Consider the following 20,544-nt stretch of genomic DNA (forward strand, 5'->3'; position numbering starts at 1 on the left):
GGCAAAGCATGTAAAGCATTCACTTTTAACAACCTGAGCCCCCTTATATTTAACTGATCAGGCAAGATGAAAGTACGAGCTGCAAGCTCGCACCAACTAAAAACACATGATAATGAAGCTCTTCATTTCTCTCTACAAGTGGAGCTGCAAAGTGAGACTCTCCCTCTCAAAATAAATTTGTGCGCAACTACAAATTATTTATTGATGTTACGCAGTAAGGATATTTAATTAAATTTTATACTCCTAACCCAAAAATTTAATTTGCTGGCGCTGTAGCTGAGGCTCGTAGTGCAAAACCCAGTTCTTGGGTTGAGCGCCTTTGCAGGTTTCCGGTGCCGCGGGAGCGGCAGCCCGCCTGCGGGCAGGAAAGATGCAGCAGCGCGATGCCAAAGAACGAGGCCCCGCGGCCTTGAGCGCTCGGAGTAAAACGATGGAACATGCAGGCCTTAAGGCACCGGATGAAGCTGTTACCAAATGTATTAGAACAAACTTAAAGGTGCCACTTACCAGAAGGTGCGCAACTACAAATTATTTAAATGAAACTAGCCTCCAGAAGGTTTTTCATCAGAATTTTGCCAAGGGTGTTGTCGGTATTTTACTGGCTTTACCTCCCAGTCAGGTTGTTTTTACTGGTTGAGCAAGCCTGAGATGAGAAGGAACAGGCAAGCCTGCGCAGAACTTGCAAAATAGCTGGGCAAATATCTTTTACACCACTCCAGCAGCAGAACAAATAACCTGGTACGGTTGCAAAGCGATGGCACTCTTCCTGGTATCAGCATGTTGTAACTACAACAAACATTCTGAACCTAACGCAACATGATAAAAATACTTGCCGCTTATATTCTTTTTTTAAGCAGCTTCCTTTCCTTTACAAGCTGTAAAACTGCTACCGACGAACCCATACCTGTTGTAACCGATGCACAGCCAGCCAGCTATGTTTCTTCCTCGCTGCTACTGTCGGTGCCGCTAAGCACGTTGCAGGCTATACTGCCGAACCAGCCCTATGCTGCCTACCACAACGAGGTTAAATTTGGTGTATCTGTTTACAAACTGATTTACAAAACCACCTACCAGGGCAAAGAGATAAATGCATCCGGCCTGATCTGCGTGCCAGATGGCTTGTCGACTCTGGCTCCGGTGCTGAGCGTGCAGCATGGCACTATTTTCGCGCATAACGAGGCTCCCAGCCATTTCTCGGGTGTTTCGGGGTTCGAGCTGTTTGCCTCGGCTGGTTACATTACGCTTATTCCGGATTACCTGGGCTTTGGCGAGTCTAAACAAGTGCTGCACCCTTACTACGACCGGCAGCACTCTGCCATGGCTGTTGTAGACATGCTAAAGGCAGCCAAAGAGTTTTACAAAGAGCAACACATCGCCACCAGCGACAAGCTTTATTTGGTTGGCTACTCGGAGGGCGGCTATGTAACGCTGGCGGCACAGCAAGAGATCGAGACGAACGCGGCTCATGGGTTAACTATAACTGCAGTGGCAGCAGGTGCCGGTGGCTACGACTTAACTTCTATGCTACAAGATGTTACCAGCGGCCAGGATTACTCCTACCCTGCTTACCTGGCGTATATTCTGCATGCTTACAACCAAACCAACAACTGGCAGCGTCCGCTCTCCGACATGTTTCAGGAACCATATGCTGCTAAACTACCTGCGCTGTTTAACGGTAGCAACAGCGGCAGCATCATAAACCGCGAACTGCCCCGCAACCCGCAAAAGCTCCTTACGCCTGCTTTTTACCAGGGCCTGCTGCAAAGCAACGGAGAGCAAACCCTGAAAAAAGCCCTGCAAGACAATAGCCTTACCAACTGGACTCCGCAAAGCCCTACCCGCCTCTACCACGGCACCGCCGATGACATAGTACCGTTCCAGAACTCACAAACAACTTTTGATGGCTTTAAGGCCAATGGTGCAAAAAACATCGAGTTCTTCCCGATACAAGGCGGTACCCACGGCAGCTCCTTAGCACCCATGCTCGAATCTGTTATTCCCTGGATCAAAGCAAACTAAAATAGCCTTCCAACCCTTGGCCCTTCCAAAATCAAAAATCCTTTGGAAGGGCTTTTTCATTAGCATAATTGACAGAGGCCAAAATAATTGGTAGCTGTTAGATTTTTGCTGAAGCCGGAGTTCTACCTTTCTTCTGCTTGGCCCAGACCCTCACAGGAGCTACGCGCGCTGCGAGGTCTTTCGGAATATCGTTAATCTGCCATTTAATAAATCAATAATAAACACGCTAATTATTCTAATGAAAACAGCCTTCCAAAGGGAACAAGGCAGAAAAGCGCCAAGGGTTAGTACAACAAATTTAGAAAAAGCCATAAAAAAAGAGACTGCCCGTTATGAGCAGTCTCTTTTTTATTAAAATGTGAAATTTAATTATTTCACTATCCGAAGTAACTGAATTTCAAAAATAAGAACTTCATTGCTACCAATCGCCCCTGCACTTCCGCAAGGGCCATATGCTAAGTATGAGGGTATGTAGAATCTAATATCATCCCCAACTTTCATCAGCTCAAGAGCCTCATGCCATCCTTCAATTACTTGGGATACACCTACTTGTACAGAGAAGCCAGAATTAACAATTTGTGGATCTCTGCTTTGTCTAGAATTATCAAATTCATATCCATCTAATGTCTTTCCAAAATAATGCACCAGCACTCTATCACCCTTTTTAACTTGATCGCCGGTGCCATTATCTAATATAACGTAGTGCAAACCAGATGAAGTAGACTGCATATTGGTTGTGTCGACACCTTTTTCTCGAAAATGCTTCTTGATAACGTCTATATCTTTTGGCTTTTGAGCTAGCTTCTCTTCCAAAGTAGGATAACAACGATTCCTATACGGGTTCTGAGGTTCTTTACAAGCTGAAAAAGAGGCAGCTACCATAAAAAAGAAGAACACTTTTACTAAAATGCTTTTCGGGCTGCTGTTGGTTATAAAAGGTAATAAACGCATAACTAAAGTTAAATTAATTTTTCTCTACATCAACTAGTTCAATATCGAAACGCAGGATAGAGTTGGCTGGCATATCAGGGCCTTGCTCACGTGCACCGTACGCTAACGAAGAAGGAATAAGCAATGTGGCTTTGCTACCTTCTTTCAGCTGTGCAATGGCATCGTCCCAGCCTGGTATAACCTGTCCGCGACCTAACGGGAATTTAAACGGCTCGTTGCCTTCAGATGTCTCCAGTTGCTTGCCGCTCAGGTTAGACAGTTTGTAGTGCACCGATACCATATCGCCTGCTGCTGCCTGTGGTCCCTGGCCAGCTTGTGTTACCGTGTAATATACGCCAAGCGGCGATTTTTGCACACCTGTCAGCTTCTGGTCCTGTACGTACTTTTGTATAATAGTGCTGTCGGCCTTGAGCTGCGATACCATAGCGCTGTCTGTCTTCAGGTTTTTCAGCATATCGGCATGCTCTTGTTTCTGCATGTTCTCCATTACCTCCTGCTGGTAAGCCTCCGCCTGCTCGCGGTTCATAACACGGTCTACTTTAATAAAATAGGTCAGGTCAGAGCCTTGCTTAATAAAAGGAGGAAGCGGCTGCTTGTAGGTGTGGGCAAAAAGCGAATCGGCATTTATCTTGAAAACAGCGCTATCACCATCAGAAAGCATCATCAGGGCTTCTTCGAGGCCACCTTTCATGCTCGGCTCCACAATAGGAAGCATTGCCGGGAAAGCTGGTTTCTGGGTGCGGGTATCTACCAACACAGAGTCAGCGTCGTTTTTCAGGGTCATATGGAAGGCGATGATCTGGCCCATGCGTGCGCCGGATGTATCGGAGTCGGCAATTTTGCCTTTTGCCTCATACTCACCCTTATCGTTTAATTCATAAATTTTGTATTTCAGCCCGTTTGCTGACGTCTGAAATTCGTCTTTTTTGTTACACGCCTGGAACAAAAGTGCACCAGCTATAACTGGCAACAGGAGTTTGGTTTTAAATAGCATTTTTTATTTGTTGAGAATTATTTGTTTAATTGTTGCTGCCGAGCAGCTCGGTTTTATATAGCGGGAGCAGGCTTTCGAATTTCTCTACTGTTGCCTCCAGCGGCTCATACGATATGCCTCCTGCGGCATTGCGGTGTCCGCCTCCGCTAAAATGCTGGCGGGCAAACTCGTTCACCGAAAAACTACCTACCGACCTGAACGACATTTTAACAGCCTGGCTACGGTCTATAATAATGGCAGCAAACACAATGCCTTCAATAGACAAGGCAAAATTTACCAGCCCTTCGGTATCGCCGGTTTTAGAGTCGTAGGCTTTCAGTTCTTCGGCAGTAATGGCAAAGTAGGCCGTGTTATACTCGCGCAGCACCACCAGCTTGTCTTTTAGGGCATAACCCAGAAAGCGCAGGCGCAGTTCCGAAGAGCTGTCGTAAATAAGCCGGTGAATGTTGGAGGTGTTTACCCCTATATGGAGCAGGTCGGCAATAATAAGGTGCACATTTTTAGAGGTGCTTGGGTGGCGGAAAGAGCCGGTATCGGTCATGATGCCGGCATACAGGCATTCGCCAATCTGTGTATCAATCATGTCGCCATCGCCCATCGCCTTTATCAGGTCGTATACCAGTTCGGCAGTGGCAGCGGCAGCGCTGTTAGAATAGTCGAGGTCGGCAAAGTTCTCGGGTTCCAGGTGGTGGTCTACGAGCACTTTGGTGCCTTTTGCTTCGCGGATATACTCGCCCATTTCGCTAATACGCGAAAGAGCCGAAAAGTCTAAGCAGAAAATAACCTGCGATTCGGAAATGATACGGCGCACCAGCGCGTCGTTTTTATCGGAATACACCAGCACCTCGTCGTTGCCCTGCATCCAGGCCAGAAAGTTAGGATAATCGGAAGGGGTGATCACCGTAACCCGATGCCCTTTCTTTTTCAGATAACCTGCCAGACCCAGCGAAGAACCCAACGCATCGGCATCAGGTTTATGGTGTGTGGTGATCATCACCTCTTTAGGCTCTTTTAAAAGCTCTTTTAGAGCATCAATATCGTGCATACAGCCAGTTATAACTCCTCTGATTTATAAGGAAATAAGTTGCGAATTTCAGCATAAATAACTTCTAATGCAATTAATTTGCTCCTGCAGGCGCTTTTGTATCTTGTTTTCTGAACCTCTGGAACCGGGCTTAAAGATAAAGTAAAACTGAAAACTAGGTGACAATGCCCAGAATTTACTACTTTTGCAGCGCAATTGGCAAGGCGCTAAAACAAAATATCTACCAAAAATTATAAGATCAACAGAAATGGCAGCAAACAAGACGTTTACCATGATTAAGCCCGATGCAGTGGCTGAGAACCATATTGGCGGCATCACTAAAATGATTGAAGAAGGTGGCTTCCGCGTGGTGGCTATGAAAAAAACGCAGCTGACTGAAGAGCGTGCCGGAAAATTCTATGAAGTGCACAAAGAGCGTCCGTTCTATGGCGATCTGGTAAAATATATGTCTTCTGGCCCTATCGTAGCCATGATTCTTGAAAAAGACAATGCCGTAGAAGATTTCCGTAAACTGATTGGTGCTACAAACCCTGCTCAGGCCGAAGAAGGTACTATCCGGAAGGTATATGCCAAGTCTATAGAAGCAAACGCTGTACACGGTTCAGATTCAGACGAAAACGCACAGATCGAAGGCGATTTCTTTTTCGCTGCTGACGAGCGCTTTTAGGGCTTCGCCAAATTAAAAATTATGCTGGTGCGAGCGTCCTCGCTCGTGTCTATTATTCTGAGGCCTCTGGCCGTTACAAAGCTTTTAGTTGAGCAAAACAAAAAGCCCGCTGCACAACCTGGTGCAGCGGGCTTTTTGTTTTGCTGTGTTTTCCTGCTTAGCGCGGTATCACAAACTGCTGACCTGGTTTAATCAGGTCGGGGTTTGAACCGATAGTAGCCTTGTTTGCCTCGTATATTTTTTTCCAGGATCCGGCATCGCCATAAAATTTCTTGGCAATTTTAGAGAGCGAATCGCCACTAGCCACCGTGTAAACATCTTGCTGAGGAGCAGCAGCCGCAGGAGCGGGTTGCGGCGCCGGAGCAGCAACTGGTTGTTGTGGAGCCTTTGCCGGAGCAGGCTTTATTGGCTCTTCCTTTCCTTTCTTAAAAAAATCACTTAGTCCCATATATAAAATATTTTAAATCAAACATATACTTCAACGCTGCCGAGGTTTTATCCTGTCGCGTACCTGTTTCATACGCCAACCGGTTCAGTTAGTTTTAGCCCCGATCAAACAATATAGTTTTCAGAAGCCATATCAACTTATTCTTGTGTTTAGCCGTAATCACTCACACATCCTGCACGGCTCTAGTGGCAACAGGAGTACATGTATAACTAACTATAAGACTATGAAAAATATGAAATCGAACATGAGCCAGCTGTATACAGCTATGTTTGCCATGCTGATGCTGGTACTGGTAAGCTGTGGCGGAAACGAGAAAGTAGGCACACAGAACATGATTTCGGGTAGCAGCAGCAAAACCTGGAAAGCCGATAAGGAACTAGATGCTGCTGGCAACAAAGATAAACTAACAAAAGAAGAGAAAGCTGAAACCATGCAGTTCTACTCCGACGGCCGGTTTGCGCTGGGTGGCGGCGGTTCTTTGCAAACAGGCACCTGGTCGTTCGACCAATCTGCTAAGCGCCTGTCGCTGCAGTTCCAGGGAGCAGATGTTTCTGAGAACTTTACGGTAGAGCAGCTCACAGAAAAAGAAATGCGCCTGGTAGGAGGAAATGGTGAAAAGATGGAACTGAAAGCTCAATAACTCCGGCTATTCTATAACTGGCAACGGCTCCTACTAACAGCAGGAGCCGTTGTTGTTTTTCGTGGCTTGGGGTACCCTTGGCCTTCTACCTAGCTAAAAGCCTTCGGAAGGCTGTTTTCATTAGAATAATTGCTGGCAGTTGGGTGTTGATTGTTAAATTGTTGATTGTTATTTTAAAATTATTTCTGGTTTCTAATCTTCAGTTTATAAGAAAGAGACTTATACCCTTGGTCTTTTTTCGCAGAAAATCCCTCTGAAGGGCATTTTGATTAGAATAATTTACGGAGTAGTGGGCTAACCAGAGCGCTGCCACTGCAATATTAACGTTTGGCTACGCGAAGGTGCCGCAGCGAGAGCAGACCCAGAGCCGGACCGATAGCCAGTACAGGCAACACAGCATACGGCGGAAAACGTGTGAGAAGAAAAGCCATCAGTTGAATGCTGATAATGGTGACGGCAAAGCCGATGGAAATAACGACGGTTAGCGCTGTGCCTACCAGGTGTGCAGGAGCCGTTTGCGCAGTAAGCGTCGATAATTGAGGCGAGTCTCCGGCTACCACCACACCCCAGCAAAGCAGGAACAACAGCACCAGTACCTCCGAAGACACCTGCAACACCACCACCGCCAGCAGGCAGCAAAGCCCCGAGAGCAGCAGTTGCCAGAATGCCACCTCCCCACTCCCATACCTCTGCGATAAATACCCACCACCTACACACCCTACTGCTCCGGCTGCAATTACGCTAAAGCTCCACAGAGAAACCTCGCCTGGGGCTAGTTGTGGCAGCGCAAAAGCTATAATAAATGGCGTAAAAGCCCACAGCGTGTACAACTCCCACATGTGCCCGAAATAGCCAAGCGCAGCCCTCCGGAAAGCATTGTTGCGGAAAGCAAGCAGCATGTTATAAGCCTCAAACCGGGCAGCTTTTTTCAGGTAAGGCCCATCGGGCACCAACAGGTACATAGCCAAGCCTCCTGCGGCAGCCAGTGCACTTACAGTAAGCAGCAGCATGCGCCAGGGCAATACTCCATCAAAAGCTCGTAATAAATGCGGGAAGGCCGTGCCCAGCACCAGCGCCCCCACCAGGTACCCGATGGCTCTGCCTAAGCCTTTGCTGTACCAGCCAGCGGCAATCTTCATGCCTACGGGGTAAATACCAGCCAGCAGAAACCCGGTGAGAGTCCGCAGCAACAGCACTCCCGTCAGGTTTTGCGCCAGGGGCAAAATAAGGGCATTGGCACCTGCTCCCAACAAGGCGCACAGCAAAAACAGCAGCCGGGGCGATATTCTATCGGCAATAGAAAAGAATGCGAAAAAGAAGGTACCGGCAATAAAGCCAAGCTGCACCGCTGAGGTTAACAGGGCCAGCGCTTCGTTCTGCAAGTGCATGACCTGCTGCAGCTCCGGCAGCACCGCATTTCCGGCAAACCACAACGAGGTACCCGCAAACTGCGATACCACAATGGCAGGCAGAATAATACCGGGAACTGAAGAGGCGTTGGTTGTCAAGGTAGTACAGGAATGGGAGTGGCTTTATGTAAAGCAGCAGTTAAAGGAGGCATGGCTGTGTCAGAGGCATCAACAGCTTCCGGCACAGCCATGGTTATTGTTAGGCAAATACGGTTTCAGCGAACTGCTGCAGTGTTTGTTGTGTTTCGGTTTTTCTCTCAAACATACCCATGTGGCCAGTATCCCCCAGAAAATGTACTAAACTATTGTATGGCAGGTGGCATTGTTCCAGTGCCTTCTCAAGCGGCACGGCACCATCGTCTTTCCCGAAAATGAACAACACAGGGCACTTTACTTCCTGTAGCACCTGCGTTCGGTCGGGGCGGTCGCGCATAGCAGCCAGTGCTCCGGTTACAGCTGCCTGTGGTGTCTGCTTCCCGATGGTCTTCATCAACTCAATCTCAGCCTTCAGGCGGGCACGATTGCCTTTAAAAAATAGCGGCTCAATAAACGGATTAATAAAATTATCAACCCCATGCTGCTCCACATAGGCTATTGTTTTGTTGCGGTTCTCCTTTTTCTCTTCGGTGTCGGGGAGAGCGGAGGAGTGGAAAAGGCAAAAACCTTTGAGCAGGCTACCATACTTTTCAGCAAATGCCATGGTTACATAGCCGCCCATGGAGTGGCCTACCAGCACACATTGGTGCACCTGCATTTCATCCAGTTGCCGTTTTACATCATCGGCCATGAACTCCATGCTGTAGTTGCTGCTATTTCCGGTATTAGCGCCATGGCCAGGCAGGTCCAGGGCAATAATACGGAACTGCTGCTGCAGAGGCTTTGTAAACGCCTCCCACACCTGCTTGCTTTCGCAGAAGCCATGCAGAAAAACCAGTGTAGGACCGGAGCCAGTATCGGAGTAGGTTTTGTTTTCCATAGTCTATGTTTTGATGCTTTGAATTAAAGTAGTGGCTTACGTTACAAATATAAACCAAACCGCCAAAGCTGCAGCAGCTCTGGCGGTTTGGTTTATATTTGTGGCAGAGAAAGTGCCATAGCCTGCTCTCTGGTAATTTATGTCTTGCTTAAATGATGTTACATAAAATCAAATAACTTTATAGTCATCAACTAATTTGTAGAACCCTAAAACATTAAATTAAAACCTTTTAAGCTACGAAGCTGAAAAGTTTGCCAGGTGCACAATTGACGATTTTTTGTGGGGGAAGGGGCCCTCGAAAAAGAGCGTTCAGCGAGTGGGAGTGCAGGGGCCCTCTATTCTCAGCAAGGAGAAAAGTAAGGCCTAGCCGGCGAGGTGAAAGCTAGCTTCAAGTAGCAAACCAAACTGATTGCAATACAGTTGGCAGAACGAATAAACATGCATTTAACAGTAAGCAAGATTAGCTGAAAATATAACTTCAGCTATCTAAATTTTCACCTTTACCCGCGCCCCCACCATTTCGCGTACAGCACGTTCTATAGCAGCCTGGTCGAAACCAGCTTCCTTGTGAAGCTCCTCCTGGGAACCGTGTTCAAATATCTTGTCGGGCATGCCAAGGCGTTTCACCTGGGCGGTATAGCCATTGTCAACCATAAACTCCAGCACCGCACTTCCGAAGCCACCTTGCAGGCAGCCATCTTCCACGGTAACAACTTTATCGTATTTGCTGAAGATGTGGTGCAGCAGTTCCTCGTCCAATGGTTTGGCAAAACGCATGTCGTAGTGCCCAGGCGTAATGCCTTCAAAGCTTAATTTCTGACAAACCTCCACTGCGTAATTACCAATGTGTCCAAAGGTTAGCAGAGCTACTTCCTCCCCCTCCTGCACCGTACGGCCTTTGCCGATCTCGATCAGTTCCAGTGGTGTACGCCACTGCGGCATCACCCCTTCGCCACGTGGGTAGCGTATGGTAAATGGTCCTGCACCATCCTGAGAGGCTGTAAACATGATGTTTCGCAGTTCCTGCTCATTCATAGGAGCCGACACCACCATGTTTGGGATGCAGCGCATATAGGCTATATCGTAAGCACCGTGGTGCGTAGGGCCATCGGCACCGGCAAAGCCTGCTCTGTCGAGGCAGAAGACTACCGGCAGATTCTGCAGACACACATCGTGCACTACCTGGTCGTAACCGCGCTGCATAAAGGTGCTGTAAATGTTACAGAACGGAATAAGCCCCTGTGTTGCCAGTCCGGCAGAGAACGTTACCGCGTGCTGTTCGGCAATGCCCACGTCAAAAGCGCGATCTGGCATGGCCTTCATCATAATATTAAGCGAGCAACCAGATGGCATGGCAGGAGTTACGCCCATTATTTTTGCGTTCTGCTCAGCCAGCTCCACCAGCGTATGCCCAAACACATCCTGGTACTTAGGTGCCTGCGGCGTGTCGTAATGCTTTTTATAGATTTCGCCGGTAATTTTATCGAACAGGCCAGGCGCGTGCCATTTGGTCTGCTCTTTCTCGGCCTGTGCAAATCCTTTGCCTTTGGTGGTCAGAACGTGCAGTATTTTTGGACCCGGAATATGTTTCAGATCATTCAGCACCGACGTCATATGATGAATGTCATGACCGTCTATCGGGCCGAAATAGCGGAAATTCATGCCCTCAAACAGGTTACTTTGTTTCATGAGAGCCGCTTTTACGCCACTTTCTACTTTAGATAATATTTGCTGGGCATTGGGGCCAAACTTGCTGATTTTGCCTAATAAGTTCCAGATCTCATCGCGCATCTTGTTATAAGTGCGGGAGGTGGTAATATCGGTCAGGTACTCGCGGAGGGCACCTACATTCGGGTCTATGCTCATGCAGTTGTCGTTGAGCACGACCAGCAGGTTGGCATTGGCAACGCCGGCATGGTTCAGAGCTTCAAAAGCCATTCCACCCGTCATGGCACCATCGCCTATCACGGCAATGTGCTGTCGCTTATTTTCTTTTTTGTACTGCGAGGCTACTGCCATGCCTAAGGCAGCTGAAATAGAGGTGCTGGAGTGTCCTACACCAAAAGCATCGTAGTCACTTTCTTTGCGTTTCGGAAAACCGGAAAGGCCGCCGTATTTGCGGTTGGTATGAAAAATATCCCTTCGGCCGGTTAATATTTTATGGCCGTAAGCCTGGTGGCCTACATCCCACACCAGCTGGTCGTAAGGCGTATTAAAAACATAATGGAGTGCTGTTGTGAGTTCTACCACACCCAGGCTGGCACCAAAATGCCCGCCATGAATCGATACTACGTCAATAATGTATTGCCGCAGCTCCTGACACACTTGCAACAATTGCTCTTCCTTCAGTTTCCGGAGGTCGGCAGGTTTGTCTATGGAGGCAAGCAGCTCTCCTGGTTTAAGAATCATAGAATTGTCTTTATAGACTTCTAACAATTTATTGCAGCAAAAGTTTGCTTTGCGTAAGTCTCATTTCAATGCCCGAAAGAATTTATACATAAACAGAAACATTAATTTCGGGTACTCTTTATAGCCAAAATGTAAAGTTAAATAAAATTAACTATATGACCGCTCCAAAACTATCTTTCCTCCTGCGCTTTGCCAGCCAACATAGTACCATTCAATAGTTTTAGGCTAACAAATGTTTTTGTATACAGGGCTTAGGGTCAAATAGTTTAAAACTGAATTTTAAAAGAACAGCTGTTGTTGCCGGGCGAGGGTGCTTTCCTTATCCTGAAAATACTTATTTTTGTGTGAAGTGAAGCATGTTACGCTTAAATTATAGCTATATAGGTGAGTTTCGAGATTAAATTACCGTTGTTTGAGGGGCCGTTCGACCTGTTGCTCTTTTTTATTGAACGCGATGAACTAGACATTCATGACATTCCTATTTTCCAGATTACAAACGAGTTTGTGGGTTACATCCGGCAGCTGGAGAAACTGAACATCGAGGTCGCCAGCGATTTTATCCTGACGGCTGCCACCCTTATGCGCATAAAAGCCAAGATGCTGCTGCCCCGCACCGAGAAAGACGAGGAAGGCAACGAAATTGACCCACGCCAGGAACTGGTGCAGCACCTGCTCGAGTACAAGCGGTTTAAAGATATTATACCTGACCTCAGCACTATGGAGGAGCAACGGCTGGCACAGGAGAACCGCGGCAACATACACCAGGAACTCCAGCAAATCGCCAACGCCAACCACTTCGAGTACGAGTTGCAGGACCTGAGCCTCTACAAAATTATGCGCGTGTTCGACAAGGTAATGCGCCGCTTCGAAGAGGAGCAGAACCACCCCCGGCACACGGTTATTACCTACCCCTACACCATCGAAGATCAGAAAGAGTATATTCTGAAAGCCATTAAAGCAAAATATCGGATGACTTTTTCGGAGGTTATTTCGGCTTTCCCTGACAAGATCGGGATGATTTTTAACTTCCTGGCCATACTGGAAATGCTGCAACTCAACCAGATAGATATTGAAGTAGGCGATGGCTTTAACGATTTTGTGTTAAGGGTAGCAGAGGGAGACGCTAACCAGGTAACAGAACTGCGTTAGTAGGAACACGTTATACAGGTAAACTGCCAGCGAAGCAGTATTTAGCTTATCAGAATCTTTTAGTTTCTTTGCCTGCCACTTGCGAAACAGCTGCTATTGGAGGCAGGTGACCACAACACCTACATGGACCAGAATAAAAAGACAATACTGAAGAGTTTTAGCCCTGTAAAAGTCCTGATCCCGGTGCTGCTGGGGCTTGGAGCTACGGCCTGGCTTTTTATAAAGGACGACCGCCTGAGTGAGCTAAAAGGCATTACCCAAGCTCACCTGGGATGGCTATTTGCCGCTGTACTGGTGCTTATTATCCGCGACCTGGGCTACATGTACCGCATCAGGAGCCTTACCGATAAGTTTCTGACCTGGCGCAACAGCCTCGATGTAATTATGCTCTGGGAATTTGCATCGGCTATTACGCCTTCGGTGGTGGGTGGTACTGCCGTAGCTACCATTATCCTGAACAAAGAAGGCATACCGCTGGGCAAGTCGCTGGCCTATGTTATGTTCACGGCTGTGCTCGATAATATGTTTTTTATACTGGCGGCCCCGTTGGTGCTACTGGCTACACAAGGGCAGGTTTTCCCCACCTTCGACCTGGATCCTTCTTTTGTAGCTAACCTGCAAGTGGCGTTTTATGTAAGCTACATGCTTATTGCTGTGTATACGTTTCTCATGATATATGCGCTTTTCGTAAGGCCGCGAGCGTTTAAATGGCTGCTGTTAAAGGTTACTTCCTGGGGTTTTCTGCGCAGGTGGCGGGTTGGTGCTTTTCAGCATGGCAACGAAATTATGTGGGCATCGCAGCAACTCAAAGGCAAAGATTTCAACTACTGGGCCCGTGCCATTATCTCTACGATATTTGTGTGGAGCGCCCGTTATTTCCTGCTCAACTGCCTGATAGCTGCCTTTACCGATGTTACCTTCGGCGAGCACATGCTGATTATATCGCGCAACCTTATTTTCTGGATCGTGATGCTGGTGGCTATTACTCCTGGTGGCGCAGGCATTGTAGAGATGGCTTTCCCGAGTTTTTTCGGCAGCTTTCTGGGCAGCTTCAGTACTATTGTAGTGGTGCTCTACCGTTTAATAACATACTACCCATACCTGCTGCTAGGTTCTGTGTTCCTGCCAAGGTGGGTGGCAAAAGTGTTCGGAAGGCCGGCTGCGGAAAAGGAACTGCGCCGCTAAGCGCTATATCGGGGCTGGGAGGCAGTTAAATTTTTCTAATGAAATAGCCCTTCCGGAAGCTTTTTAACTGTATTAGATGCCAGACCTCAGGCATGTCTGAGAAAGAGATTGTTGATAGTTCATCTGCTTTGCCCAGACACTCGCAGGAGCTGCGCACGCTACGAGGTCTTAGCGCTCCTTTATAAACCAACCATTTAACAAGTAAGCCATTAAACTAATTTAAGCAGCAATTATTCTAATGAAAATGGCCTTCCAATGGTTTTTTTGATGCAAAGAGCCAAGGCTATTTTTGAAATATCTAAACTCAGAAAGCGAAGCATGAAAGTAGCTATAGTTGGTGGTGGAATAGGTGGTTTGTGCACTGGCATTGCGCTGCAACAAATGGGCATAGAGGCAACAGTCTACGAGGCTGCTCCTGAACTGAAACCAGTTGGTGCAGGTGTAGGCCTGGCTGCCAATGCCATACAGGCGCTGACCAGGCTAGGCGTGGCAGAAAAAGTGGTGGCTCGCGGCAAGCAACTACAGGCACTGACTATTCTGGACGAGCGTGGCAACGTAATCAGCGATATGGACACGCGCCCGCTCAGCAGCAAATACGGCATCAACAACTTTGTAATACACCGCGCCGACCTGCACGATGTGCTGCACCAGCACCTGCAGCCCGATACGCTTTCCCTGAACAAGCGCTGCCAGCACATAAAGCAGCAGGGCGAGCAGGTACACGTAACTTTCACCGATGGCACCCAAACCACCACCGATCTGCTGATTGCAGCAGATGGTATAAGCTCGGTGGTGCGGCGGCAACTGTTGCCACAGAGCCAGCCGCGCTATGCCGGCTACACTTGCTGGCGCGGCATTGTCGAGAACCCTGGCGTGCAGATAAACAACATGATCTCTGCCGAAACCTGGGCACCGCAAGGGCGGGTAGGCATTGCGCCGCTGCAGGGCAATACGATTTACTGGTACGCCTGCCTTAATGCGCCTGCACAGGATGAACGCATGCGCCTGATGACACCGCAGCAGCTGGCAGAGCATTTCCATAACTTGCCGCCCGCCGTACCCGCCATACTGGCGGCCACCAAACCCGGGCAACTCATCTGGGGAGATATTGCCGACCTGAAGCCGCTGAAGCAGTTTGTATACGGCCGTATTGTGTTACTTGGCGATGCTGCTCATGCTACCACACCCAACATGGGGCAGGGTGCGTGCCAGGCCATAGAAGATGCTGTGGTGCTGGGGCAGTGCCTGCAGCAGGAGCAGGATGTAGCGGTTGCTTTAGAAAAAAATTACCAAAAGCGCAGAGTAGCACGCACAGCAAAGGTTATCAGGCTTTCGCGCTTGTTAGGGGAAGTATCGCAGTGGGAGAATCCGTTGCTTTATCGCAGCCGCAATGCGCTGTTCCGGCTCACGCCAAAAGCAATGACGCAACGCCAGATGGAATGGCTATATGAGGTTGATTTTTGAGAAGCCGTGCTAGTTATGACATCACGAATCATTTGCCAGGTTAATCCCTCAATTATTCTAATAAAAACAGCCTTCCGGAGCCAAATTAGGTGTAAATGGCTTTGGTGCCGAACCCGGCAGATTAACCTTTACTGAGCGCCAGCTATTGTTTACATTCTGACTCCTATTTCAAAAATAAGCAGCCCATAATTATCTGTCCGGTAGTTTTTCAAATCACCTCTTATTCTATTTATAAGGCCGTGTTCATACCTAAGATTAAACAGCGTTGCCTGAGCCTTGTAAGAAAGTTCTAGTGGTAGTATAGGCACAAGTGGCTTATAATGCCGGTTCCGCCTGATCGATTTATCCGAATGTTCTGTTTCGGGCAGGCGTGACAGGGAAAAAAGCATAACTTGCGCTCCAAGGCCTGTGCCTACAGAGAATTTTTCTGCGAAAGCGTAATGAGCAGTACCTGTCGCCCCTATTGTGAAGTCTGAAGAACTTGCCAGGAACGGTTCGCGCGGGTTATTGTTCTCATCTATTAAGATCATGGGCTCATCCCAGTAGGTATACCTGGAGAGGTTTGCCTGCCCTTTCAGTTTCAGGTTACGGATTGTGGTTGGCTTAAATATTGTAAAGCCAGCACCCATGCCCCCAATCAGCAATTTAGGATCTGTCTCTTTGTCGTACCATAAAATGGGAAATACACCCTTGTCAGGATTCTGAACCGGCAGATATAAGTTGCCGTTTAAGGTTATAAAATACTCTTTATCAGAATTTTGACAAAATGAAGGCGCTGAAATTGCCAGCAGCAAAAACAGCGTCAGGTAGCATGTCAGCTTCATAGTTTCAAAAAAGCACGCGTGGCGACTATTTTATCTGCTTTCAGTATTACCTGATACTTCCCAACTGGCTGATCACTTAAGTCAAGTTGAAAGTTGTTAGATCCGGTGGTAATGTTCCGTTCCAGCATCACCTTCCCCTTTGTATCAAATACCTGCAGCACGTAAGGCTTGTTCTCGCTGTTGTCTACTATAATCTGCGTAGTATAGAAAGCCGGATTCGGGAATACCTGCAGTACATGAGAAGTGATTGGCTCTATGTCAGGTTTGTCGTTGCAACTTATAAAACAGATACAAGCCAGAATTAAGGCTGAGATATACTTTGTCATGGTGCCTTTAGAGCTTCGCCAAATTAAAAATTAGAAATGTTGGATAATGTGCTTTCATAGCCCTTATTAAGACATTTTTACCCGTTTTTCATTTGCGGGTTGCTGATTTATTACGACAGCTTTAGTTTGCTATTTGAATAAGGTTTATAAATTTAGCAATATTGATTATTTGTCAGCTATGAAATCAAGGCACAGATTTAAATATTTTTTACCACAAAACCTTAATTAGCCCGCTTCAGGTACCGGAACAACTCACTGTCGGTAGACACGACGATGCTGGTCTTCTCGTCGAAAGATTTTTCGAGCGTTTCCATCGATTTCAGGAAATTATAGAGCTCTTTTGTCTGGGTATTGCGGTTGTAAGCTGCGGCATAAATAGAGGTAGCCTCCGCATCTGCTTTACCCCTGATCTGCTCAGACTCCCGAACCGCCTCCGACTTGATCTTGGCCAGGTCGCGTTCTTTGTTGCCTTGTATTTTCCGGGCTTCGCCCTGGCCTTCGGAGCGGAACTGGTCTGCAATACGGTCGCGCTCACTTTTCATGCGGTCGTATACCCGGTTGCGCACCTCATCTACATAATTCATGCGCTTAAACCTGAAGTCCAGAATCCTGATGCCCAGGTCTGCTGTTCGCTCATTGGCTCTTTTTAAGATCAGGGCCTCAATTTTTTCTCTGCCTACCGTTATTTTTTCCAGTACCTCAAGGTCTTCCATGTAATCTTCAGATACCTCTGGCTCACGGTTAGTAGAGCGCACGATGTCCAGCAGTTCGTGGCTGGCTATGGCGTTTCTGGTTTCACCGTCCAGAATATCGTCGAGCCTGGACTGGCCGGAGCGCTCATCGCGGAGGCGGATAAAAAACTGCAGCGGATTGGTGATCTGCCAGCGGGCGTAGGTGTCTACAAATATAAATTTCTTGTCTTTGGTTGGTACCTGGTTGGCATCGCCGTCCCACTCTAAAAAGCGCTTATCGAAGAACTGCACCTTCTGCACAACCGGTACCCGGAAGTTGAGACCCGGCTTTGTGCGAGGCTCGCCCACAGGCTTGCCGAATTGCGTTACAATAGCCTGCTGTGTTTCATCCAAAACAAAAACACTGCTGAAAGCTAAGGTCACCACTACAAGGGCTACTACAAGATATATGATTCTGGAAGTTCTCATGGGTTACTTTTGGGTTGCTGTTGGTCGAGGTTTAATAAGGGGAGCACGTTGTTGCCCCGTTCGTCCACAATTACTTTGGTGCCTATTTTGGGCAGGATTCTTTCCATGGTTTCGAGGTAGATGCGTTTTTTGGTTACCTCGGGCGCTTTGGCGTATTCCTGGTACAGGGAGGTGAAGCGATCGGCCTCGCCGGTGGCTCCGTTTATCCTGGTAAGCGCATAGGCCTCTGCCAATTGAACCGTTTCATCGGCCTCGCCACGCGCACGCGGAATAATGCGGTTATAATCGGCCTCGGCCTGGTTAATGAGTGTTTCGCGCTCTTGCTGGGCCTGGTTTACGGCATTGAACGACGGTTTTACCGGTTCAGGCGGATTCACATCCTGCAGCACGACCTGGTCTATCCGGATGCCGTTCTCATATTCTTCGCACATTTTCTGGAGCAGCACTTCCACACTGGTGGCCACTTCCTGGCGGCCTACCGTCAGGACCTCGTTCACGGTGCGGTCGCCTACGATTTTGCGCATTGCAGACTCCGACATGTCGTGGAGAGCTTTTTCGGCATCTCGTACCCGGAACAGGTAATAGTACGAGTTCACGATGCGGTACTGCACCACCCACTCTACATTGGCCAGGTTCAGGTCGCCGGTCAGCATCAGCGATTCGTCTGCAAAATTCTCGCTTGAGTATCGGGTGTTGTTGCCCGTATTAGCCGTTCGGAAGCCGAACTCCTGCTTCAGCTGCCGTTGCACCGGTATTTTGTACATTCTTTCAATCCCAAACGGAAGAATAAAACTCAGCCCTGGCTCCACGGTTCGGTTATACTGGCCCACATAGAGCACCACGCCTTCTTCTTCGGGGCCAATAGTCTTCACCGAGGTGAGTATCAAAATCAGCAGAAAGAGACCAAGCAGCACCTTCCGAAAATGTTTCTGAAAGAGATACAGGTAATATTGAAATTTGTAATTTTCTTCGAACATAAGGCTACAGACTCAATTACTGAACTATTTAAGGATTTATTCTAATATAGTGCTAAAGTCTAACTTATGCTAAGAATAAATAAATAATGTGCCGCAGCCTTAAAGAAGTAGCATCTGCAAAGGTCAGTAATAACCCCATAGCATGCGCAGCTCATGCACCTGCCCAAACAAAAAAGATAAAAATCTGATTTAGTGAAAGTTTCGGACCAAAATAAATAGAGTAATAGCTTGCACCCTTGACCGTAAAACCCAGAAAACCTTCTGAAGGCTATTTTCATTCGAATAATTCGAATCCTGCATTAGACGTGGAGGCAGTCAACTTGTATAATTTTAAGGCTTAGTTTATGACTCACCTTACTACTTCTGCTGTTCTGTTTGTTCTAGCCGAATAATATGTAGGTGTTGTTACTAACTACACCAGGTTTAGAGATAACAATGAAGACCTTCAGTTGAGGCAATGACAGTAGTGGCAGAACATGCGCGTAAAAGAGAAGCAAATTTAAACCCTTTGGCTAGAAATCCGGAGTGAGGAAATCCTGAAAATCAACTTGCTCAATATAAGGGTCAACTACGGCAACAGCGTTAGCAGATTTTTTGAATGTGCTGATAACCTGTGCTGCTTTACCCGCCCATAGCTCCACAAACACACCATTTAGCGAGTACAGCGTTACCTGCCACTCCTTATATTGCCGCCGGCCCAGCACAATGCCGTCTTTCGCTAAAGATTCTGTCTGGCTCCGCAACGGAAGCCTTTCAAACATTGAATATTCCAAAGTGCTCAGGTTGATTTGTTTTTTATTGATGAAGTATGGCAGCTACGAATTAGTTTCATTTTAAGCTTATTTGCGAACCAAGTACCTGCCAAGGAGTTCTGTCGGATATAGTAACCGGTTCAGTATTGGCCACTAAATTATTCTAATGAAAACAGCCTCCAGAAGATTTTGCATCCGAATTCTGCCAAGGGTCCACCCGATATGTTTTAGCGAAATGTACTTAGTAAGTGCTGGTTTTGCTGCAAATACGTCGCATCTGGTCTTTTAGCCTGCTCTAATAAGAAAGCTAAAAGACCAGATGCCTGCCTGAAGCTCCTGCTGCACCAAAGCTGCTTTGCTTTTTGTTACAGTAATACCAACAGTTAACTTACCGCTTGCTTTTTAGGTTTCAGGCTACTTGCCAGGGCCACTACTTTAGCAATAACAGCACCTATTACCAAACCTGCAATAGCACAAGCCAGTGCTTTGGCAAGCCAGGCCAGAATTGGTACATTTTCCAGGGCATGCTCCAGGTTATGCAGCGCGTGGCTTGTAAAAGGAATGCCATGTGCAATAATCTCTGCTCCTACCCATAACATGGCAACCGTTCCGATATACCCGAGTGCCTGTAAGAAACCAGGCATAACCTTCACCATGCCTTGGCCAAACTTCCTGACTTGCGGATGGTTATTTTCTTTGGCCATGTGCATGCCAATATCATCGGCTTTTACAATGAGCCCAACAAACCCGTAAACGGCGAAGGTAATAAATATGGCTACAGCCAGCATAACGGCTATTTGGGTCGTTAATTCTTTGTCGGCTACCGTAGAGTAAGTAATGGCTACAATTTCCGCAGAAAGAATCAGATCGGTACGGACTGCTCCTTTTACACGTGTTTTCTCTAATTCATCCGGTGTAATTACCTCTACTTCTTCGCCTGCTTGGTGTGGGTCATCTGTGTGATGTTTGCTAAACATGGAATGTACTTTTTCGTAGCCCTCGAAGCACAGAAAAGCACCTCCTACCATTAATATGGGGCTTATGGCCCATGGCGCGAAGAACCCGAGCAGAAGGGCCGCCGGGCTTAGCAACAGCACCTTGTTTAGCAGCGACTTTTTTGCGATCTGGTATATAATCGAGAGTTCCCGC

At 47.5% G+C, this 20,544-nt stretch carries 19 protein-coding genes; 6 read left to right on the plus strand and 13 right to left on the minus strand.

What is annotated here, in order from left to right; all coding sequences use genetic code 11:
- Positions 1–816 precede the first annotated feature (816 nt).
- Complete coding sequence (locus FVR03_RS10655) at positions 817–2,019, plus strand: alpha/beta hydrolase family protein (RefSeq protein ID WP_147921734.1); 1,203 nt, start codon at positions 817–819, stop codon at positions 2,017–2,019.
- 369 nt (positions 2,020–2,388) lie between these two features.
- On the opposite strand, the gene FVR03_RS10660 is transcribed toward FVR03_RS10655, so the two are convergent.
- The 3 genes from FVR03_RS10660 to FVR03_RS10670 are packed head-to-tail and all read right to left on the minus strand — an operon-like array spanning position 2,389 to position 5,009.
- Positions 2,389–2,970 (minus strand): FKBP-type peptidyl-prolyl cis-trans isomerase, encoded by a 582-nt coding sequence (locus FVR03_RS10660; RefSeq protein ID WP_147921735.1) that lies wholly within the window; start codon positions 2,968–2,970, stop codon positions 2,389–2,391.
- Positions 2,971–2,983: 13 nt separating this feature from the next.
- Positions 2,984–3,964: an FKBP-type peptidyl-prolyl cis-trans isomerase gene (locus FVR03_RS10665; protein WP_147921736.1), complete on the minus strand. Its 981-nt coding sequence runs from the start codon at positions 3,962–3,964 to the stop codon at positions 2,984–2,986.
- Positions 3,965–3,989: 25 nt separating this feature from the next.
- Entirely contained in the window at positions 3,990–5,009 is a 1,020-nt protein-coding gene (locus tag FVR03_RS10670; RefSeq protein WP_147921737.1) for a DHH family phosphoesterase, read from the minus strand.
- 247 nt (positions 5,010–5,256) lie between these two features.
- On the opposite strand from FVR03_RS10670, the gene FVR03_RS10675 reads away from it, so the two are divergent.
- Positions 5,257–5,676 (plus strand): nucleoside-diphosphate kinase, encoded by a 420-nt coding sequence (locus FVR03_RS10675; RefSeq protein ID WP_147921738.1) that lies wholly within the window; start codon positions 5,257–5,259, stop codon positions 5,674–5,676.
- 157 nt (positions 5,677–5,833) lie between these two features.
- Here FVR03_RS10675 and FVR03_RS10680 read toward each other — a convergent pair whose 3' ends face one another.
- The gene (locus tag FVR03_RS10680) at positions 5,834–6,124 is read right to left on the minus strand and encodes a LysM peptidoglycan-binding domain-containing protein (protein WP_147921739.1); all 291 of its coding nucleotides are present in this window, start codon (positions 6,122–6,124) and stop codon (positions 5,834–5,836) included.
- 223 nt (positions 6,125–6,347) lie between these two features.
- Here FVR03_RS10680 and FVR03_RS10685 point away from each other — a divergent pair, with 223 nt between their 5' ends.
- The gene (locus FVR03_RS10685) at positions 6,348–6,764 is read left to right on the plus strand and encodes a hypothetical protein (RefSeq protein ID WP_147921740.1); all 417 of its coding nucleotides are present in this window, start codon (positions 6,348–6,350) and stop codon (positions 6,762–6,764) included.
- A gap of 320 nt (positions 6,765–7,084) precedes the next feature.
- On the opposite strand, the gene FVR03_RS10690 is transcribed toward FVR03_RS10685, so the two are convergent.
- From FVR03_RS10690 to dxs, 3 genes are all read right to left on the minus strand, one after another.
- A complete protein-coding gene (locus tag FVR03_RS10690; protein ID WP_147921741.1) occupies positions 7,085–8,272 on the minus strand; it encodes an MFS transporter in 1,188 nt (395 codons plus the stop codon).
- Positions 8,273–8,372: 100 nt separating this feature from the next.
- Positions 8,373–9,149 carry an alpha/beta fold hydrolase gene (locus tag FVR03_RS10695; RefSeq protein WP_147921742.1) on the minus strand — a complete coding sequence of 259 codons (777 nt, stop codon included), beginning with the start codon at positions 9,147–9,149 and terminating at the stop codon, positions 8,373–8,375.
- 486 nt (positions 9,150–9,635) lie between these two features.
- A complete protein-coding gene (gene dxs, locus FVR03_RS10700) occupies positions 9,636–11,558 on the minus strand; it encodes a 1-deoxy-D-xylulose-5-phosphate synthase (RefSeq protein ID WP_147921743.1) in 1,923 nt (640 codons plus the stop codon).
- Positions 11,559–11,942: 384 nt separating this feature from the next.
- On the opposite strand from dxs, the gene FVR03_RS10705 reads away from it, so the two are divergent.
- From FVR03_RS10705 to FVR03_RS10715, 3 genes are all read left to right on the plus strand, one after another.
- Positions 11,943–12,707: a segregation and condensation protein A gene (locus FVR03_RS10705; RefSeq protein WP_187270121.1), complete on the plus strand. Its 765-nt coding sequence runs from the start codon at positions 11,943–11,945 to the stop codon at positions 12,705–12,707.
- Positions 12,708–12,830: 123 nt separating this feature from the next.
- Positions 12,831–13,892 (plus strand): lysylphosphatidylglycerol synthase transmembrane domain-containing protein, encoded by a 1,062-nt coding sequence (locus tag FVR03_RS10710; protein ID WP_147921744.1) that lies wholly within the window; start codon positions 12,831–12,833, stop codon positions 13,890–13,892.
- 318 nt (positions 13,893–14,210) lie between these two features.
- Positions 14,211–15,356 (plus strand): FAD-dependent monooxygenase, encoded by a 1,146-nt coding sequence (locus FVR03_RS10715; RefSeq protein WP_147921745.1) that lies wholly within the window; start codon positions 14,211–14,213, stop codon positions 15,354–15,356.
- Between the two features lie 149 nt (positions 15,357–15,505).
- On the opposite strand, the gene FVR03_RS10720 is transcribed toward FVR03_RS10715, so the two are convergent.
- The 6 genes from FVR03_RS10720 to FVR03_RS10745 form a co-directional block, all read right to left on the minus strand.
- Positions 15,506–16,180 carry a hypothetical protein gene (locus FVR03_RS10720; protein ID WP_147921746.1) on the minus strand — a complete coding sequence of 225 codons (675 nt, stop codon included), beginning with the start codon at positions 16,178–16,180 and terminating at the stop codon, positions 15,506–15,508.
- Positions 16,177–16,506 carry a T9SS type A sorting domain-containing protein gene (locus tag FVR03_RS10725; protein ID WP_147921747.1) on the minus strand — a complete coding sequence of 110 codons (330 nt, stop codon included), beginning with the start codon at positions 16,504–16,506 and terminating at the stop codon, positions 16,177–16,179. The genes FVR03_RS10720 and FVR03_RS10725 overlap by 4 nt, the downstream gene beginning before the upstream one ends.
- Before the next feature lie 221 nt (positions 16,507–16,727).
- Positions 16,728–17,666: a protease modulator HflC gene (gene hflC, locus FVR03_RS10730; RefSeq protein WP_147921748.1), complete on the minus strand. Its 939-nt coding sequence runs from the start codon at positions 17,664–17,666 to the stop codon at positions 16,728–16,730.
- Entirely contained in the window at positions 17,663–18,643 is a 981-nt protein-coding gene (gene hflK / locus FVR03_RS10735) for an FtsH protease activity modulator HflK (protein ID WP_147921749.1), read from the minus strand. The genes hflC and hflK overlap by 4 nt, the downstream gene beginning before the upstream one ends.
- Before the next feature lie 512 nt (positions 18,644–19,155).
- Positions 19,156–19,416 (minus strand): hypothetical protein, encoded by a 261-nt coding sequence (locus FVR03_RS10740; protein WP_255474168.1) that lies wholly within the window; start codon positions 19,414–19,416, stop codon positions 19,156–19,158.
- Positions 19,417–19,778: 362 nt separating this feature from the next.
- On the minus strand, positions 19,779–20,544 hold a 766-nt coding region (locus FVR03_RS10745), incomplete at its 5' end, for a DUF808 domain-containing protein (RefSeq protein ID WP_147921750.1).

The organism is Pontibacter qinzhouensis (genome assembly GCF_008017455.1).
Taxonomy (GTDB): Bacteria; Bacteroidota; Bacteroidia; order Cytophagales; family Hymenobacteraceae; genus Pontibacter; species Pontibacter qinzhouensis.

Bases quoted from the DNA above. Each gene is read 5' to 3' on its own strand.
- FVR03_RS10655 (WP_147921734.1), top strand. From the start codon at position 817: ATGATAAAAATACTTGCCGCTTATATTCTTTTTTTAAGCAGCTTCCTT.
- FVR03_RS10660 (WP_147921735.1), bottom strand. From the start codon at position 2,970: ATGCGTTTATTACCTTTTATAACCAACAGCAGCCCGAAAAGCATTTTA.
- FVR03_RS10665 (WP_147921736.1), bottom strand. From the start codon at position 3,964: ATGCTATTTAAAACCAAACTCCTGTTGCCAGTTATAGCTGGTGCACTT.
- FVR03_RS10670 (WP_147921737.1), bottom strand. From the start codon at position 5,009: ATGCACGATATTGATGCTCTAAAAGAGCTTTTAAAAGAGCCTAAAGAG.
- FVR03_RS10675 (WP_147921738.1), top strand. From the start codon at position 5,257: ATGGCAGCAAACAAGACGTTTACCATGATTAAGCCCGATGCAGTGGCT.
- FVR03_RS10680 (WP_147921739.1), bottom strand. From the start codon at position 6,124: ATGGGACTAAGTGATTTTTTTAAGAAAGGAAAGGAAGAGCCAATAAAG.
- FVR03_RS10685 (WP_147921740.1), top strand. From the start codon at position 6,348: ATGAAAAATATGAAATCGAACATGAGCCAGCTGTATACAGCTATGTTT.
- FVR03_RS10695 (WP_147921742.1), bottom strand. From the start codon at position 9,149: ATGGAAAACAAAACCTACTCCGATACTGGCTCCGGTCCTACACTGGTT.
- dxs (WP_147921743.1), bottom strand. From the start codon at position 11,558: ATGATTCTTAAACCAGGAGAGCTGCTTGCCTCCATAGACAAACCTGCC.
- FVR03_RS10710 (WP_147921744.1), top strand. From the start codon at position 12,831: ATGGACCAGAATAAAAAGACAATACTGAAGAGTTTTAGCCCTGTAAAA.
- FVR03_RS10715 (WP_147921745.1), top strand. From the start codon at position 14,211: ATGAAAGTAGCTATAGTTGGTGGTGGAATAGGTGGTTTGTGCACTGGC.
- FVR03_RS10720 (WP_147921746.1), bottom strand. From the start codon at position 16,180: ATGAAGCTGACATGCTACCTGACGCTGTTTTTGCTGCTGGCAATTTCA.
- FVR03_RS10725 (WP_147921747.1), bottom strand. From the start codon at position 16,506: ATGACAAAGTATATCTCAGCCTTAATTCTGGCTTGTATCTGTTTTATA.
- hflC (WP_147921748.1), bottom strand. From the start codon at position 17,666: ATGAGAACTTCCAGAATCATATATCTTGTAGTAGCCCTTGTAGTGGTG.
- hflK (WP_147921749.1), bottom strand. From the start codon at position 18,643: ATGTTCGAAGAAAATTACAAATTTCAATATTACCTGTATCTCTTTCAG.